Here is a 15,036-nt window from a genome sequence, read left to right as displayed (position 1 = left end):
GGTGGGCGGCGGCGTATTCCGGCCGGACCGGGTCAGCGCACGGGCTGCTCCGCCGTGCCACCGCCCAGACCGTCGACGTACGAGGCGATCCAGGCCAGCGGCGCGTTCCAGTTGATGGTGATCTCGTTGCTGGAGAACGCCATCAGGCTGTCGGTGTAGCACATCGCCGGGGCGCAGCCCTTCAGCTTCTTCTTGGCCACCGGGTCCTGCAGCCCGGAGTTCGGGCCGCCCGCCAGCGAGCCGGGTGCCGGATGCGGCAGCCGGTGGTCGCGCTGGTGGGCCCAGAAGCGGTGGTGCTGGTTGTGCGAGTCCCGTTCGCCGTGGCCGGTGACATAGGACTGGTTGAGCGGATTGCCGCCCAGCAGATAGTCCATGCCGCGGAGCACCGCGTCGAGGTAGCGGTCCTTGCCCGTCAGATCGTGCGCGGTGGCGAGCACGATCATGTTGTTGAGCACCTGGCTGTTGGAGCCCCACTCGTACTTGCCGTCCTTCGGCGCGTACGGCACGCCGTAGGCCGACTTGGCGGAGTCCGCGGCGTAGCGGTCGGCGGCCTTCGTCACCATCGCGCGCGCCTCGGCGCGCTGCCGCTCGGTGAGCTTGTTGGGGACGGTGGCCAGGTCCAGCGCACCGAGACCCGCGGTCGAAGCCCACGACATGCCGCCGCCGCGCGGGAAGAGCGCGCCCACGTCGCGGTGCAGCGGCGAGTCGAGCACCGCCTTGGCGTAGGCGTGGTCGCCGGTGGTGATGAACAGCTCGGCCGCCGCCCAGTAGAACTCGTCGCCGACGGAACGGTCGCCGTAGGCCCCGCCGCCCGTGGAATCCTTGTCGCCGGCGTAGATCTTCGGATGTGCCTTGGCAGCGTCCCACGCGGTCCGGGCCGCGTGCAGACAGCGGGCGGCGAACTCCGGGTCGTGGGACTTGAACAGCCGGGCGCTCTGCGCGGCGGACGCCGCCAGGTTGAGCGTGGCCGCGGTGGACGGCTTGTGCAGCTCACGCGGCTGCTGGTCCTGGTCCGGCCGGGTCGGGAACCCGGTCCACTGCTTGTCGTGCACCTTATGGAACGCCATACCGGCGAGCGGCTCGCCCTTCGGCACCTGCATGCGCAGCAGGAATTCCATCTCCCAGCGGGCCTCGTCCAGGATGTCCGGGACGCCGTTGCCACGCTCGGGCACCCGGAGCCGGCCGTCGCCCAGCGGCGCGGCGTCGACGCCCTTGGTGGTGCGGGTGCGCTCGTACGCGGACATCAGCTGGGCCACCGAGATACCGCCGTTGACGACGTACTTGCCCTGGTCACCGGCGTCGTACCAGCCACCGGCGACATTCCGGCGGTAGTCGCACACGCCCTTGACGCACGGGACGTCGGTATCGCCCCGGTGCGGGGCGGCCTTGTCATGGCCGGCGGGACGGGCGTACTTGGAGCCCACGAGGTCCGCGTCGATCTTGATGCCGCTGCGGTTGTGGTAGAAGTACGCGAGCGCGTCGCTCCGCAGCGAGTCGTAGAGATGGTCACCGATGGCGAACGGCTCGCTCTTCTTCCCGTCGATGGTGACGGTGTAGCCCTCGCCCGCGTCCGTGACCTCGCTGAAGTCGAAGGTCTGGACGTTTTGCCGGGAGCTGGGGCCGACGCCCCGGGGCGTGGTGGTGCCGCTCGCCCGCTCGGTGCCGTCGGCGGCCCGGAGCGTCCAGGTCAGCGGCTTGGTGGCGGGGGTGACCACGGTGCCCTTCTTGGGGCCGTGGGTCAGATAGCCGACCTGGTTCACCCGCACCGGCGAGCCGGTGTCGGCCTTGGGAGCGGCCGTCCCGGCGCCGTGCCGCGCGTGGTGGTCCACGGCGCCCGCCGCGGGCGCGGCCAGGGCGCCCAGGGTCAGTCCGGCCGCGACCGCCGCGCCCACCATGCGCCGGCGGCGGTCGGTCCGGTCAGGGGTGATCCGTACGCGAGGAGCGGTAGCAGACAAGACTCAGCACTTCCGGGGGTTCGGCGTCTTTTCCGTCCCTCAGAGGCTATGAAGAGGCCCTGGCCTGCGGCTTCGTACGCTTAGCCGAAATCCGGGTACACCAGGTGACCGGGGTCGGCCTCCTTCAATCGAGGTATCGCGGGAGGTGAGCCGCGGTGGCGACGGGCTACCAGCGGGCGAGGTCCGCCTGGAAGGACGGGTCGAAGCGCCGCATGTACCCGGTGTCATCGCGGTTGCGCAGTCCGCACCGGACGTACCGCTCATGCAGGCGCGCCAGGGCGTCGGGGTCCGGCTCCACACCGAGGCCGGGGGCGCCCGGCACCGGCACCGCGCCGTCCACGAAGGTCAGCGCGCCGTCCACGATCATCCTCGGTCTTCCACGGCCAGTGGGTGTCACAGGCGTAGGTGAGGTTCGGGGTGGCCGCGGCCAGGTGGGTCATCGCGGCCAGGCTGATGCCCAGGTGCGAGTTCGAGTGCATGGACAGGCCCATGCCGAAGGTGTCGCAGATGCCGGAGAGCAGCTTGGAGCGGCGCAGCCCGCCCCAGTAGTGGTGGTCGGAGAGGACGACCTGGACGGCGTCGGAGCACGGTCATCGCGATGTACACGATGAGCCGCCACACCGACCGGGTACCGGACCGTCGGCCCTACCTCGCCATCGTGCTGGTGCTGTCCGCCATCGGCACCTTCCTCGCCACCCTGGGCTCCCCGTGGTTCGGGCTCGCGGCCGTCACGCTGGCCGCCATCGGCAGCAAGTGCGCCGCCAACCTCTTCTGGCCGCTGGCCCAGTCCACGCTCGACCTCAAGGGTCACGGCCGCGGGGCTCGCCGTCGTCAACTCCCTCGGCAACCTCGGGGGCTTCGTCTCCCCCACCCTCTTCGGCTATCTGGAGGAGACGACGGGCAGCACCAACGGCGGCCTCTACGCACTCTCCGCTGCCTCGCTGCTCGCCACCGTGGGCGTCTGGTTCATCCACCGCGGCAGCGGCCGTGGCGGAGCAAAGGCCGCCGCGCCCGCCTCCGTCCGGACCGCCTCCGGATGACCCCGGCGCGGCCCCGCCCGGAGCCGTGTGGTTCCGGGCGGGGCCGTGTGGTTCCGGGGGCCGTGGACGGCGTCACCGGCGTACGGCCGTCTCAATGGTGGCGCCGTCGCGGTCAGCCAAGCCCGGACGCGGGCGTGGGCACGGCCCGCGTGACCTGGATCTTCTCCCGGAACAGCAGTTCGTCGACCCGGGGGCCGATCTCCTGCTGCCACCGCTCGCTCTGGTAGACGGCCTCGTAGAGCCGCACCCGCTCCGCCTCGTCGGCGAAGCGCCGCAGCCACACATAGCCGTCGGGGTCCTCCTCGTCGATGAACGAGGCGATGACGTTCATCCCCCGCGACGTCTGGAAGGGGATCACCACCTCCTCCATGAAGCTGACCCATTCCTCCCGGCGGCCGGGCCTGGTCTGGTAGCGGCGGATCTCGTAGAACATGTGCGTCTCCTCGGGCTGTGTGACGGGTGGTGCGAAGTGGCCTCGGGCGTCGGCCGTCGGCCGGGAAGCGGTCAGGCGCCGGTACGGAGCACCAGCTTGCCGCGGGTGTGGCCGTCCTCCCCCTGGCGGTGGGCGCGGGCGGCCTCCTCCAGCGGGAAGACGTCCGCCACCTCGACCTCGACCGCGCCCTGGTCGATCAGTCCGGCGATGGTGGTCAGGGCGGCGCCGTCCGGCTCGACGAGGAAGGGGCTGGTGCGCACGGAGCGGGCGTCCGCGGCCTCCCGCAGTTCGGGGCTGACGCCACTGGGGACGGCGACCAGCAGTCCCCCCTTCCTGAGCACCTCCAGGGAACGGGTGCTGGTGGCGTCGTGCTCGTCTCCGAGCAGGTCGATCACCACATCGATGTCCTCGACCGTGTTCTCGAAGCGCTGCTTGGTGTAGTCGATCAGCTCCGCCGCTCCGAGCCGGCCGAGCCACTCGTGGCGGCTCTCCCGGGCGGTCCCCACGACCCGCGCCCCCAGGTGCCGTGCGAACTGGACGGCGAAGTGCCCGACGCCACCGGCGGCGGCGTGCACCAGAACCCGCTGACCGGCCTCCACCTTGGCGGTGTCCACCAGGATCTGCCAGGCCGTCAGCGCCGCCAGCGGCACGGCGGCCGCCGCCTCATGACTCAACGTGGCGGGCTTACGGGCGAACTGACGGGCGGGGGCCGTCACGAACTCGGCGTACCCGCCCGCCTGACGGGGGAACCACGGCATTCCGTACACCTCGTCGCCGGGGGCCAGCGTGGTCACCCCGAACCCGACTTCCTCGACCACCCCGGAGACGTCCCAGCCCAGGGTGAACGGCGGCTCGCCCAGCACGCCCGCCATGCCGCCGCCCTGACGGGTCTTCCAGTCGACCGGGTTGACGCCGGCGGCACGCACCCGCACCAGCACCTCGGTGGGCAGCGGCTCCGGCCGCGCGACCTCCGCGACGCGCAGCACCTCCGGGCCGCCGGGCGCGTCCTGTACCACCGCACGCATCTTGGACCTGGACACGTGTGCCTCCTGAGCTCATCCGTATCTCTCACGCCCGCACTCCGAACGCACTCGCACGCTAACCTCAGGGACGTGGTTACCCACAAGGGACACTGCTACCTTTTGGGTAGTACGAAGCGGCCCGGAAGGTTTCCCATGAGTACGCGATGCCACACGGGCCAGCACGCCCATCATGATGTGTACGAGGCCCAGTGCCCGTGCCGCGCCATGCTGGATCTGCTGGCCAACAAATGGTCGGCGCTGGCCATCGGCGCCCTGGAGGACGGCCCCCTCCGATTCGGCGCGCTGCAGCGCCGACTTCAGGGGGTCAGCCCCAAAGTACTCACCCAGACACTGCGGCGCCTCGAAGACGCCGGGCTGGTGGAGCGGACCGTCTACCCGGCCGTTCCGCTCCATGTGGAGTACGAGCTCTCCTCCCTGGGCCACAGCGCGTCCGTTCCGCTCAGGAATCTGCGTCTGTGGGTGGAGGACAATCTGGATCTCACCACCACGGCCGCGAATCCGATGTGACGGCGCCGGTTCCCCTGCCGGTCGCCGCCCGGCCCCCCCCCTCAGCCCCCTCCTCGCAAAACGAGAGGGCGCCCTGGTCCGGGTCCTGTCAGGCGGTGGGCGCGGTGCGGATGGCGGCGATGTCGAACTGGAGGCGGACCTTCTCACTCACCAGGGCGCCGCCCTCGGCCAGCCTGGCGTTGTAGGTCAGCCCCCATTCGGAGCGGTTGATGGTGGTCGTGCCGTCGAAGCCCGCCCGCTGGTAGCCGAAGGGGTCCGTGACATGTCCGATGTAGGTGAGTTCCAGGACGACGGGGCGGGTGACGTCCCTGATCGTGAGGTCCCCGGCCATGCGGTAGACGTCCGGGCCCGTGACCTCCACGGCGGTGCTGATGAACCGGATGTGCGGGAAACTTCTGGCGTCCAGGAAATCCCGGCCCATCAAGTGGTCGTCGCGCTGCTCGACACCGGTCTGGACACTGGCGGTGGACAGCAGGACCTCGGCCCGGGAACGGCGCGGGTCGCGGCCGTCGAAGTAGAGTCGGCTCTCGAATTCCGTGAAGGCGCCACGCACCGTACTCACCATGGCGTGCCGGACGGAGAAACCGATCCGGCTGTGTGCCGGGTCGACGATCCACTCTCCGGTGAGAGCCGCGACGCCGGGGTCCGGCAGAGCGACGGCGCTGGACGTCGCCCGAGTAGTGGGGGCCTCCGGTGCGGCGCTGGCGATCGCGCGGCGGGAGGTACTGCGGCTGAACAGGTTCATGCCACCCGTTGTTATTTCAACTTAGGGGATGACGCAACCCTTGATCAAGAGCAGATACTCAAGGATCTTGAGTAAGTGTCTGCGATGTACCCTCCGAGGAGAAGCCCCCGTTGACGACCGACAGTTACTACGAGCCGATCGACGAGCACCGCTACAAGCCAACCTCCCACGTCAGTGGCGCCTGGAGCACCGACGAACAGCACTTCAGCCCGCTCGGCGGTCTCATCGTCCACGCCATCGACCGCCATCTCGCCACCCGTCCGCACACCGGGTTGCTGCTCAGCCGGATCAGCTTCGACATCCTCGGGCGCCTCGCCCTCGACGAGTGCGAGATCCGGGTGGAGACCATCCGGCCCGGCCGCACCATCGAACTCCTCGAGGCCGTGGTGCTCATCGCCGACCGTCCCGTGGTCCGGGCGCGTGCCTGGCTCCTCGCCGCCGTGGACACCGCGTCCGTGGCCGGTGGCACCGGGGACCGGCTCACCGCTCCCGAGAAGCTCGACCCCTGGTCGATGGCCTCACTGTGGCCCGGCGGGTACATCGCCTCCCTGGACTCCCGTCCGCTCGCGCCGCGCGAGCCGGGCCGCGCGACCCTCTGGGTCTCCACCCCGCTCGCCCTGGTGGCCGGGCAGACCAGCACCCCACTGGCCTCGTACATCGCGCTCGTGGACACCGCCAACGGCATCGCCGTACGGCAGTCGCCCACCACCTGGATGTTCCCCAACGTCGACCTGACCATCCACCTCCACCGGCAGCCCGAGGGCCGCTGGACCGGGCTGGACACCACGGTCACCTTCGGCGCCACCGGCCAGGGCATCACCAGCACCGTGCTGCACGACCTGCGCGGTCCGGTCGGCCACGCCCAGCAGATCCTCACCGTCCGGCCCCTGCCCGGCACCTGACCGCGCACGGGACAGGCCGCCACCGGCGAGGTGGCGGCTCCCCCTGTACGATGAGCCCGCAAGCAACGAACCACTCTGCCTGACGCAGAGCTGGCGCGACCGCTCGGCGGCCGCGGTCCTTCAAGCCCCCTGATCGGCGCGGACCCGGTATCTACCCCGGTCCAGCGCGAGAGGACAGCTCTCGGCGCACTCCGCCACGCCGGCCCGGGTGCGCTACCAGGCGGCGGAAAGGCATCGGCCGTGGCATCCGCGGTCTCCAGCGACACCCCTCCCCCCGTACAGCGCGTCGGCTACCGGCAACTGCTGCGCACCCCGGGCGCTTGGACCTTCCTGCTGCCCGGGTTCGCCGCCCGGCAGCCGTTCGCGATGCTGACGATCAGCATCGTGCTCCTGCTGCGCCACACCACCGGGTCGTACGGTCTCGCCGGCGCGGTCGCGGCCGTCACCGGCGTCTCCATGGCGCTGTTCGCGCCGCAGAGCGGCAAGCTGGCCGACCGCCACGGGCAGCGCGCGGTCCTGGTGCCGGGTGTGCTGCTCCACACGGCGGCCGCGGCCCTGCTGACGGCGCTCGCACTGGCCCACGCGCCGCTGTGGGCGCTGATCGCCGCCGCGGTGCCCACGGGCGCCTCCGTCCCGCAGGTCGGGCCCATGGTGCGGGCCCGCTGGGCGGCCGCCCTCGGGGACGGCGTGGCGGGCGGATCCGGGCCGCGCCCGGGACGCCATCCGCTGCTGGCGACCGCGGCCGCGTTCGAGTCCGTGACGGACGAGCTCACGTTCGTCATCGGCCCCGTCTTCGCCACCGCCTTGAGCACCGCCGTGCACCCGGCCTCCGGCCTGATCGCGGAGGCCGCGCTGACACTGGTGGGCGGGCTGCTCTTCGCGGCCCGGCGCCGTACCGCGCCCCCGCCGAGCCCGGCGCGGGCGGACACGCGGGAGCGGCACGCCTCGGCCCTGTCCATGCCGGGTGTGCGGGTCCTCGCCGTGGCCTTCCTGGGCATCGGCTCGGTCTTCGGCGGGATGCAGGTCGCCCTGACCGCCTTCACCCAGGAGCAGGGTCGACCGGGCCTGAACGGTGTGCTGTACGGCGTCTTCGCGGCGGGCAACATGCTCGCGGGCGTCGCCTGCGGCGCCATCGCCTGGCGCACCTCCCCGCGACGGCGGCTGCTGACCGCCTACGCCGCGCTGACGCTGATCTGCTCGACGCTGTGGGCGGTGTCCGCGCCACTGCCGCTGGGCGTGCTGGGACTGCTGGCGGGCCTGTGCATCGCACCGGCACTCATCACCGGGTACACCCTGGTGGAGGCGCTGGTCCCGGCCGCCTCCCGGACGGAGGCGTTCACCTGGCTGACCGGCGCGGTCGCGCTGGGGCAGGCCGCCGCGGTGACGGCGGGCGGACAGGTGGCGGACGGCTTCGGCGCGAGCGCCGCCTTCACGGTGCCGCTCGTGGGCACGGCCCTGGCCCTGCTGACGGTGGTGTCCCTGCGCGCCCACATCGCACCGCGCGGCACCACCACGGCGATACGCCAGGACCAGCGCATGGCCGTACCAGCTGCCGCGAGGGCATGTCAGTCGGTGAGGAACGACGACACGATCGCCCCGGCTTCCGGGCGGCACTCCTCGAAGTAGCCGTGCCGGGCGCCCTCGAAAATATGCGTCCGCGACCGGGGGATGCGGGAGGCGAGCAGCGGTGCGTTGGCCGCCGGGGTGAGCCGGTCGTCCGCTCCGTGCAGGATCAGCGTGGGCGCGCCGATCAGCGGGAGGACGTCCCAGGCGTCGTGTTCATTGCTGGCCACCAGATGGCGCCGCCGGGCGTGCGGGGGCATGCCGGGGTCGCCGAGGGTCTTATACGGCCCGGGGTGCCCGGACCGCCAGGCCGGGGTGTACATGAGGTCGGTCAGCGCCTCCCGCGCCGCTGCCGCGTCGGCCTGGGCCAGGGAGCGCCGTACCGCCATGTCGCGCTCCGTCGCCCGTGGCCCGCCGGGTGAGGTGCAGCCGAGGACGAGCCGCCGGATCCGGTCCGGGTGGCGGGCGGCGGTCCACTGGGCGACCCGCCCTCCCATGGAGGTCCCGTACAGATCGGCGGACTCGATGCCCAGATGGTCGAGGACGGCGATCACATCGTCCGCGAAGTCCCGTGTCGCGTAGGGGTGGTCGGGCTTTCCGCTCTCACCGGTACCGCGCCAGTCCATGGTGAGGGTGGAGTGCGTGGTGTGGAAGTCCGCCCGTATGCCGTCCCACCAGTGATGGTTGTTGGCCTGGCCCGCCAGGAGCACCAGCGGCGCTCCGGTGCCCTGGCGCTGGTAGGCGAGGAGGGTGCCGTCCAGTGCGCGGGCATGGCCGGTGACCTGCTGGGGGACGTCGGTGCGTGCCATGGGTGTCTCGTGCCTTTCCAGCTTCGGGTGTTGTCGGCGCGCGCGGTGCGCGTATGCGACTGGGCGGAGGGCCACCGATTCTGCCGCACGGCCGAGGTGATCTGGTGGATGAGCTCCCGGGCGGCGGCCTCCACCGCGGGCGGTGGCCGCCCGGCCCCGCCGCCCGTTCAGCCGCGGGCGATGACCTTGCCCGGGTTGAGGATGCCGTGCGGGTCGAGGGCCGCCTTGACCGCGCGGTGCAGGTCCAGAACGGCCGGGGCGAGCTCCCGCTCCAGACCGTCCCGCTTCAGCAGGCCCACACCGTGTTCACCGGTGACCGTGCCGCCGAGGTCGATGGCGTCCGCGATGATCTCTTGGAACGCGGCCTGGGCCCGCTCCCGGGCCGCCGTGTCGCCGGGCTGGGTGATCAGCAGCGGATGGAGGTTGCCGTCACCGGCGTGGGCGATGTTGGCGATGAGCGTGTCATGGCGGGTGGCGGCGCGCTCGATCCGCGCCAGCATCTCCGGTACGGCCGCCTTGGGCACGCACACGTCCTCGGTGAGCACCGGACCCAGCCGCTCCAGAGCCGGGTAGGCGAGCCGCCTGGCCGCGAACAGCGCGTCGGCCTCCTCCTGGTCCGTGGACTGCGCGGCCCAGGTCGCCCCCGCCTCCTCGAAACAGGCGAGCATGCGCTCGGCCTCCTGCTCTCCGGCCGGGCCCGGGGCGTCCGTACGCCCGAGGAGCACCACGTCCGCGTCCACGGACAGGCCCATGTTCTTCCACTTGTCGACCGCCGCCAGGCAGTGCCGGTCGATGAGCTCCAGCGCGGACGGGGTGAGCCCCGCGGCCCCGATCGCGGCGACCGCGCGTCCCGCCGCCACGACCGAGGAGAAGTATCCGGCGACCGTGCGCTCCGCCTCGCGCCGCGGCCGCAGCCGCACCGTGACCTCGGTGATCACTCCCAGGGTGCCCTCGGAGCCGACCATCAGCCCCGCCAGGTCGTACCCGGCCACGCCCTTGGCGGTCCTGCGGCCGAGCCGCACCAGCTCACCGGTGCCGGTCACCACTTCCAGGCCGAGCACATAGTCGCGGGTGACGCCGTACTTCACACAGCACAGCCCGCCCGCGTTGGTCGCCACATTGCCGCCGATGGTGGACCAGGGCGCGCTCGCCGGGTCCGGCGGGTACCACAGCCCCCGCTCGGCGCAGGCGGCCCGCAGATCGTCGTTGACCACCCCGGGTCCGACGACCGCGAGGCGCTCCACGGGGTCGATCTCGTGGATGGTGTCCATGGCCTCGGTGGAGAGCACCACACAGCCCTCGACGGCGTTGGCGCCGCCGGAGAGACCGGTTCCGGCGCCCCGGGTGACCAGCGGAACGCCGTGCCGTACGCAGACCCGCACCACGGTGCGCACCTCCGGCGCCGTACGGGGCCGTACCACCACGCGGGGCGTGCCGTACGGCGCCCACTCCGCCTCGTCGTGGACGAATCCGGCGGCGACACCGGGGTCCTCGACCATCCGGCCGTCCGGCAGCTCCTGCCGCAGATCATCGATCAACACACCGGTCCCCTGCCTTGTCGTCGAGCACGGTCCTTCCGCTCGCACGGTACCCACCGACATCGGAAAGCGTGATCACCACCCCCTGCCACCGGGACGGCGACGGGTCCGCACTTGCGCGAGAACCATCGTTCTCCTAGTGTCGTGCCCGACGGAGAGAATGCCCGTTCTCCCCTCCCCCTCCACGACTCGAGGAGTCGACATGACCGACGCCGCACGTCCTCCGTTCCCCCCGTTCACCCGCGAGACCGCCATCGAGAAGGTCCGGCTGGCGGAAGACGGCTGGAACTCCCGTGACCCGGAGAAGGTCGCCCTGGCCTACACCGTCGACTCGCGCTGGCGGAACCGCGCGGAGTTCGCCACCGGGCGCGCGGAGATCGTCGCCTTCCTCACCCGCAAGTGGGCGAAGGAGCTGGACTACCGGCTCATCAAGGAGCTGTGGGCCTTCGACGGCAACCGCATCGCCGTACGCTTCGCCTACGAATCCCACGACGACTCCGGCAACTGGTTCCGCTCCTACGGCAACGAGAACTGGGAGTTCGACGACAACGGTCTGATGCGCCTGCGCTACGCCTGCATCAACGACCTCCCCATCGAGGAGTCGGAGCGCCTGTACCACTGGCCGCTCGGGCGCCGCCCCGACGACCACCCCGGGCTGACCGACCTCGGCCTCTGACCGGCAGGGCACAAGGCACCAGGAGAGCGATGACATGATCAGTCCCGAGACCGCGGAGCTCCGGATCCTCGACGCGGCCGAGACCCTGTTCTACGGACGGGGCATCCAGGCGGTGGGCATGGACGAGATCCGCTCCGCGTCAGGCGTCTCCCTCAAACGGCTCTACCAGCTCTTCCCGTCCAAGGGCGAGCTCGTACAGGCGTATCTGCGGCGGCGCGACGTCCGCTGGCGCCAGAAGCTGGCCGCGTACGCCGATTCCCGGGCCACCCCCGAGGAGAGCGTCCTGGCGGTCTTCGACTGGCTCCACGAGTGGTTCGGCGAGCCGGACTTCCGCGGCTGCGCCTTCAGCAACTCCTTCGGGGAACTCGGCGCCACCTCCTCGGCCGTCGCCGAGACGGCACGGGCGCACAAGGAGGCGTTCTTCCGGTACCTCGCCGAGCTGACGGCGGCCGCGGGCAAACCGGCCTCGCTGGGCGACCACCTGGCCCTGCTGGCCGAAGGCGCCATCACCACCGCGGCGATCACCGGCAGCGCGGAGCCCGCGCATCAGGCGAAAGCCGCCGCGCGCGTCCTGCTGGAGGCGGTATAGCCGTCACCCTCAAGGGCATAGCCGTTACCATCCAGTCTCATGCGGGGGTGGTGGGAGCGGGGCCGGGCGCTGGGAGCAGCCCACCCCCAGGCCGTGGACATCGGGATCGCGCTCCTGGTCCAGGCGGCCATGACGATGCCGTTCGTGGTTCCGCGCCCACCCGATCTGGAGCCGGCGACCTGGCCCGCCTACGGGCTGACCACACTCACCGTCATCCCCCTGATCTGGCGTCGGCGCGCTCCCCTCGCCGTGCTGACCGCGATCATCGCGACCAGCGCGCTGTACAAACTGGCGGTGGCGGGGCCCGGACAGCCGCTGCCGTACACCGGGCTCGTCATCATCTACACGATCGGCGCCGTTTCACCGCCGTGGAAGCGGCTGGTCGCCGGTGGTCTGCTGACGGTCGCCGTGCCGGTGTCGGTGTGGCTGAACACCCGCACGGCACGTGAGCTGTCCTTCTCCCTCTTCGTGTTCGCGGCGGCCTATGTCTTCGGGCGGCTGACCGATGCCCGGCAGCGGGAGCACCGGATCGAGGCGGAGCGGGCCGCCGCACGCGAACGGGCCCGGATCGCACGGGAGATGCACGACATCCTCTCTCATGCGGTGAGCCTGATGATCGTGCAGGCGGAGGCCGGCCCGGTGGCGGTGCGGACGGCCCCGGAGCGGGCCGAGGCCGCCTTCGACGCCATCTCCGCCACGGGCCGGGACGCCATGGCCCAGCTGCGCCGGATGCTGGGTGTGCTGCGCGAGGGCGATGAGCCGGGCCGCGCCCCGCGTGAGCCACAGCCGGGGCCGGCCGGTCTGCCCGAGCTGCTCGACCGGATACGGGCGAGTGGCCTCGAGGTGGTGTACGAGTCGGCGGGGGCCGTGCGGCCGCTGCCGGAGGCCACCGGGTCGAGCGTCTTCCGGATCGTCCAGGAGGCCCTGACCAACGTGGTCAAGCACGCGGCGGCCCGGGGCGTTTCCGTCCAACTCACCTATGGCGAAGGCGCGGTGGACATCCGGGTGCTGGACGACGGACGCGGACCGCGGTCCGGTTCCGGTGGCGGCCACGGTCTGATCGGGATCCGCGAGCGGGCGGCGGCGCACGGCGGTACGGCGGTCACCGGGCCGGGCCCGGACGGCCGGGGCTTCGAGGTGCGGGTCCATCTCCCCGCACCCTCCGCGGCGGAGGTGGCGCGTTGACGATCCGGGTGGTGGTGGCCGATGACCAGGAGCTGGTGCGCAGCGGCTTCGCCATGATCCTTGACGCCCAGCCGGACATCGAGGTGGTCGCGGAGGCGGGCGACGGGGCCGAGGCCGTCGAGGCGGTGCGGCGGCACACGCCCGATGTGGCCCTGCTGGACATCCGGATGCCACGTGTGGACGGTATCGAGGCGTGCCGCGAGATCGCCGTGTCCGGCGCCTGCCGGACGGTGATGCTGACGACCTTCGACTCCGACGAGTACGTCTACGAGGCGCTGCACGCGGGCGCGAGCGGCTTCCTGCTGAAGGATGTGCGCCGGGACGATCTGGTGCACGCGGTACGGGTGGTGGCGCGGGGCGACTCGCTGCTCGCGCCGTCGGTGGCCCGGCGTCTGGTGGAGCAGTACACCCGGGCCACCGCCCGGCCACGGCGGCCCGATCCCCGGCTGGACGCGCTGACCGGACGGGAGCGGGAGACACTGCTGCTGCTCGCGCGGGGGCTGTCGAACGCCGAGATCGCCGCGGAGCTGGTCGTCAGCGATCACACGGTCAAGACGCATGTCGGCAATGTGCTCGCCAAGCTGGGGCTGCGGGACCGGATCCAGGCGGTGATCTGCGCCTACGAGACGGGCCTGATCACGGCCGGGGATCCCCCGCCCGGGGGAGCGTCCCGGCCCGGCTCCTCCCCCACGTCGGCGAGGAACTGACCCCGGCAACACCGCTCGCGCGGGCGATCCGCGCCGGACCGCCGGTCACCAGGATGGAGCCACCGAGAACAACGGCTCATTTCACTGGAGTTGACCATGAAGAGCACCCGTCGCACCCTGCTGGCCGCGGCGCTCGTCCTGGGCGTCGTGGCGGGCCCGGTGGTGCCGCCGGCCCTCGCGGCCGCCTCGTCGCCCGCGGACACCTCGTCCGCCACGGCCTCCACACGATCCGGGATTCCCGAGTTGGAGGCCGCCATCGCGGATCTGCCGACGAGCGATGCCACGGCCGCGCTGGTACGGGTCGGGGGCGCCGAGGGCGTCTGGAGAGGCAGTTCGGGCGTGCACGACCTGACGACCAACCGGCCGGCCGATCCGGCGGGCCGCTTCCGCGCCGGTTCGGTGACCAAGGTCTTCACGGCCGCGGTCGCCCTGCAACTGGCCGCCGAGGGCACACTCGACCTGGACCGCACCGCTCGCTCGTATCTGCCGGAGCTGATCCCGGCGTCGTACGGGAAGGTCACCGTACGGCAGTTGCTCAATCACACGCACGGCATCCCGGCCGCCGATCTCCCCGGGAACACTGTCGAGGAGCGGTACGCCAACCGCTTCCGGATCCATGACCCCGAGGACATGGTCCGCTCGGCCACGTCGAAGGAGCGCGAGTTCCCGCCCGGTGAGAAGCAGCACTATCTGAACATCGGCTACACCATCGCCGCTCTGGTCGTCGAGCGGGTCACGGGCGACTCGTACGAACACCAGGTGACCCGCCGGATCCTGAAGCCCCTGGGCCTGCGCGACACCTATCTCCCGGGGAAGAATCCGCGCATCGTCGGCCCGCACAACCACGGCTACCAGATGATGCGGCTGGACGACGGCACGACCGGTCTGCGCGATGTGTCGGTGTGGGGGCCGACGGACGGCTGGGCGGCCGGGGACATCATCTCGACCACGGCGGACCTGGAGCGGTTCACCAAGGCCCTGTTCCAGGGGCGGGTGGTGCGCGGCCCGCTGCTGCGGGAGATGTTCACGCTGCCGAAGGTGGCGGACTTCATCACCGGCGACCCGGCCGCGTACTCGGTCGGCCTCTCGATGAAGAAGCTGGGCGGCCGTGAGGTGTGGGGGAAGTCGGGCGGCCGCTGGGGCTACAACACCGGCATCGCCTCCACCCGCGACGGCTCGCGCACCCTCGTCTACAGCGTCAACTCCACGGACGCCAAGGGCCAGGAGATGAACACGGTGGTGCGGGACATCATGGTGGCGGCCTACGGCAGCCCCTGAGCGGCGCCTCACGGCGGCGCGTCGCACGGATCCCATGCTGGGGCCACGGTCCGCCCGCGACGCGCC

Annotated in this window: 14 protein-coding genes and 1 pseudogene; 8 read left to right on the top strand and 7 right to left on the bottom strand. The window is 71.7% G+C overall.

Annotated elements, in window-relative coordinates:
* Positions 1-32: 32 nt before the first annotated feature.
* From ACFXB5_RS29290 to ACFXB5_RS29275, 4 genes and pseudogenes are all read right to left on the bottom strand, one after another.
* Positions 33-1,895 carry a glycoside hydrolase family 9 protein gene (locus ACFXB5_RS29290; protein WP_385213118.1) on the bottom strand — a complete coding sequence of 621 codons (1,863 nt, stop codon included), beginning with the start codon at positions 1,893-1,895 and terminating at the stop codon, positions 33-35.
* Positions 1,896-2,121: 226 nt separating this feature from the next.
* A pseudogene (locus ACFXB5_RS29285) lies at positions 2,122-2,533 on the bottom strand (enolase C-terminal domain-like protein); the annotation flags it as partial.
* Positions 2,534-3,107: 574 nt separating this feature from the next.
* A complete protein-coding gene (locus tag ACFXB5_RS29280; RefSeq protein ID WP_385213113.1) occupies positions 3,108-3,428 on the bottom strand; it encodes an NIPSNAP family protein in 321 nt (106 codons plus the stop codon).
* Positions 3,429-3,499: 71 nt separating this feature from the next.
* Positions 3,500-4,468 carry an NADP-dependent oxidoreductase gene (locus ACFXB5_RS29275; RefSeq protein WP_385213111.1) on the bottom strand — a complete coding sequence of 323 codons (969 nt, stop codon included), beginning with the start codon at positions 4,466-4,468 and terminating at the stop codon, positions 3,500-3,502.
* A 135-nt stretch (positions 4,469-4,603) separates the two neighbouring features.
* Between ACFXB5_RS29275 and ACFXB5_RS29270 the strand changes: the two genes are divergently transcribed.
* Positions 4,604-4,978, top strand: a complete 375-nt coding sequence (locus ACFXB5_RS29270; RefSeq protein WP_385213108.1) for a winged helix-turn-helix transcriptional regulator — start codon at positions 4,604-4,606, stop codon at positions 4,976-4,978.
* 88 nt (positions 4,979-5,066) lie between these two features.
* Here the strand turns inward: ACFXB5_RS29270 and ACFXB5_RS29265 are convergent, their stop codons facing one another.
* Entirely contained in the window at positions 5,067-5,723 is a 657-nt protein-coding gene (locus ACFXB5_RS29265; RefSeq protein ID WP_385213105.1) for a YceI family protein, read from the bottom strand.
* Positions 5,724-5,833: 110 nt separating this feature from the next.
* Here ACFXB5_RS29265 and ACFXB5_RS29260 point away from each other — a divergent pair, with 110 nt between their 5' ends.
* Complete coding sequence (locus ACFXB5_RS29260) at positions 5,834-6,625, top strand: thioesterase family protein (protein ID WP_385213103.1); 792 nt, start codon at positions 5,834-5,836, stop codon at positions 6,623-6,625.
* 240 nt (positions 6,626-6,865) lie between these two features.
* A complete protein-coding gene (locus tag ACFXB5_RS29255) occupies positions 6,866-8,251 on the top strand; it encodes an MFS transporter (protein WP_385213101.1) in 1,386 nt (461 codons plus the stop codon).
* Here the strand turns inward: ACFXB5_RS29255 and ACFXB5_RS29250 are convergent.
* Together ACFXB5_RS29250 and ACFXB5_RS29245 are read right to left on the bottom strand one after the other, a co-directional pair.
* On the bottom strand, positions 8,191-8,997 hold the full coding sequence (locus ACFXB5_RS29250) for an alpha/beta fold hydrolase (RefSeq protein WP_385213099.1): 807 nt from the start codon (positions 8,995-8,997) through the stop codon (positions 8,191-8,193). The genes ACFXB5_RS29255 and ACFXB5_RS29250 overlap by 61 nt on opposite strands.
* Positions 8,998-9,164: 167 nt before the next feature.
* Positions 9,165-10,496 carry an FAD-binding oxidoreductase gene (locus ACFXB5_RS29245; protein ID WP_385213116.1) on the bottom strand — a complete coding sequence of 444 codons (1,332 nt, stop codon included), beginning with the start codon at positions 10,494-10,496 and terminating at the stop codon, positions 9,165-9,167.
* Between the two features lie 241 nt (positions 10,497-10,737).
* Here ACFXB5_RS29245 and ACFXB5_RS29240 point away from each other — a divergent pair, with 241 nt between their 5' ends.
* The 5 genes from ACFXB5_RS29240 to ACFXB5_RS29220 all read left to right on the top strand — a co-directional run bounded on the left by ACFXB5_RS29240 (position 10,738) and on the right by ACFXB5_RS29220 (position 14,970).
* Complete coding sequence (locus ACFXB5_RS29240; protein ID WP_385213096.1) at positions 10,738-11,211, top strand: DUF1348 family protein; 474 nt, start codon at positions 10,738-10,740, stop codon at positions 11,209-11,211.
* Between the two features lie 34 nt (positions 11,212-11,245).
* Positions 11,246-11,800: a TetR/AcrR family transcriptional regulator gene (locus ACFXB5_RS29235; protein ID WP_385213093.1), complete on the top strand. Its 555-nt coding sequence runs from the start codon at positions 11,246-11,248 to the stop codon at positions 11,798-11,800.
* Between the two features lie 39 nt (positions 11,801-11,839).
* Positions 11,840-12,985, top strand: a complete 1,146-nt coding sequence (locus ACFXB5_RS29230) for a sensor histidine kinase (protein ID WP_385213091.1) — start codon at positions 11,840-11,842, stop codon at positions 12,983-12,985.
* Positions 12,982-13,692 carry a response regulator gene (locus ACFXB5_RS29225; RefSeq protein ID WP_385213088.1) on the top strand — a complete coding sequence of 237 codons (711 nt, stop codon included), beginning with the start codon at positions 12,982-12,984 and terminating at the stop codon, positions 13,690-13,692. Before ACFXB5_RS29230 ends, ACFXB5_RS29225 begins: the two co-directional genes overlap by 4 nt.
* A gap of 96 nt (positions 13,693-13,788) precedes the next feature.
* Positions 13,789-14,970: a serine hydrolase domain-containing protein gene (locus ACFXB5_RS29220; RefSeq protein ID WP_385213085.1), complete on the top strand. Its 1,182-nt coding sequence runs from the start codon at positions 13,789-13,791 to the stop codon at positions 14,968-14,970.
* Positions 14,971-15,036 lie beyond the last annotated feature (66 nt).

It is taken from the genome of Streptomyces sp. NPDC059455, assembly GCF_042750115.1.
In the GTDB taxonomy this organism is placed as follows: domain Bacteria; phylum Actinomycetota; class Actinomycetes; order Streptomycetales; family Streptomycetaceae; genus Streptomyces; species Streptomyces endocoffeicus.
This window is presented reverse-complemented; position numbering and strand designations above follow the sequence as displayed.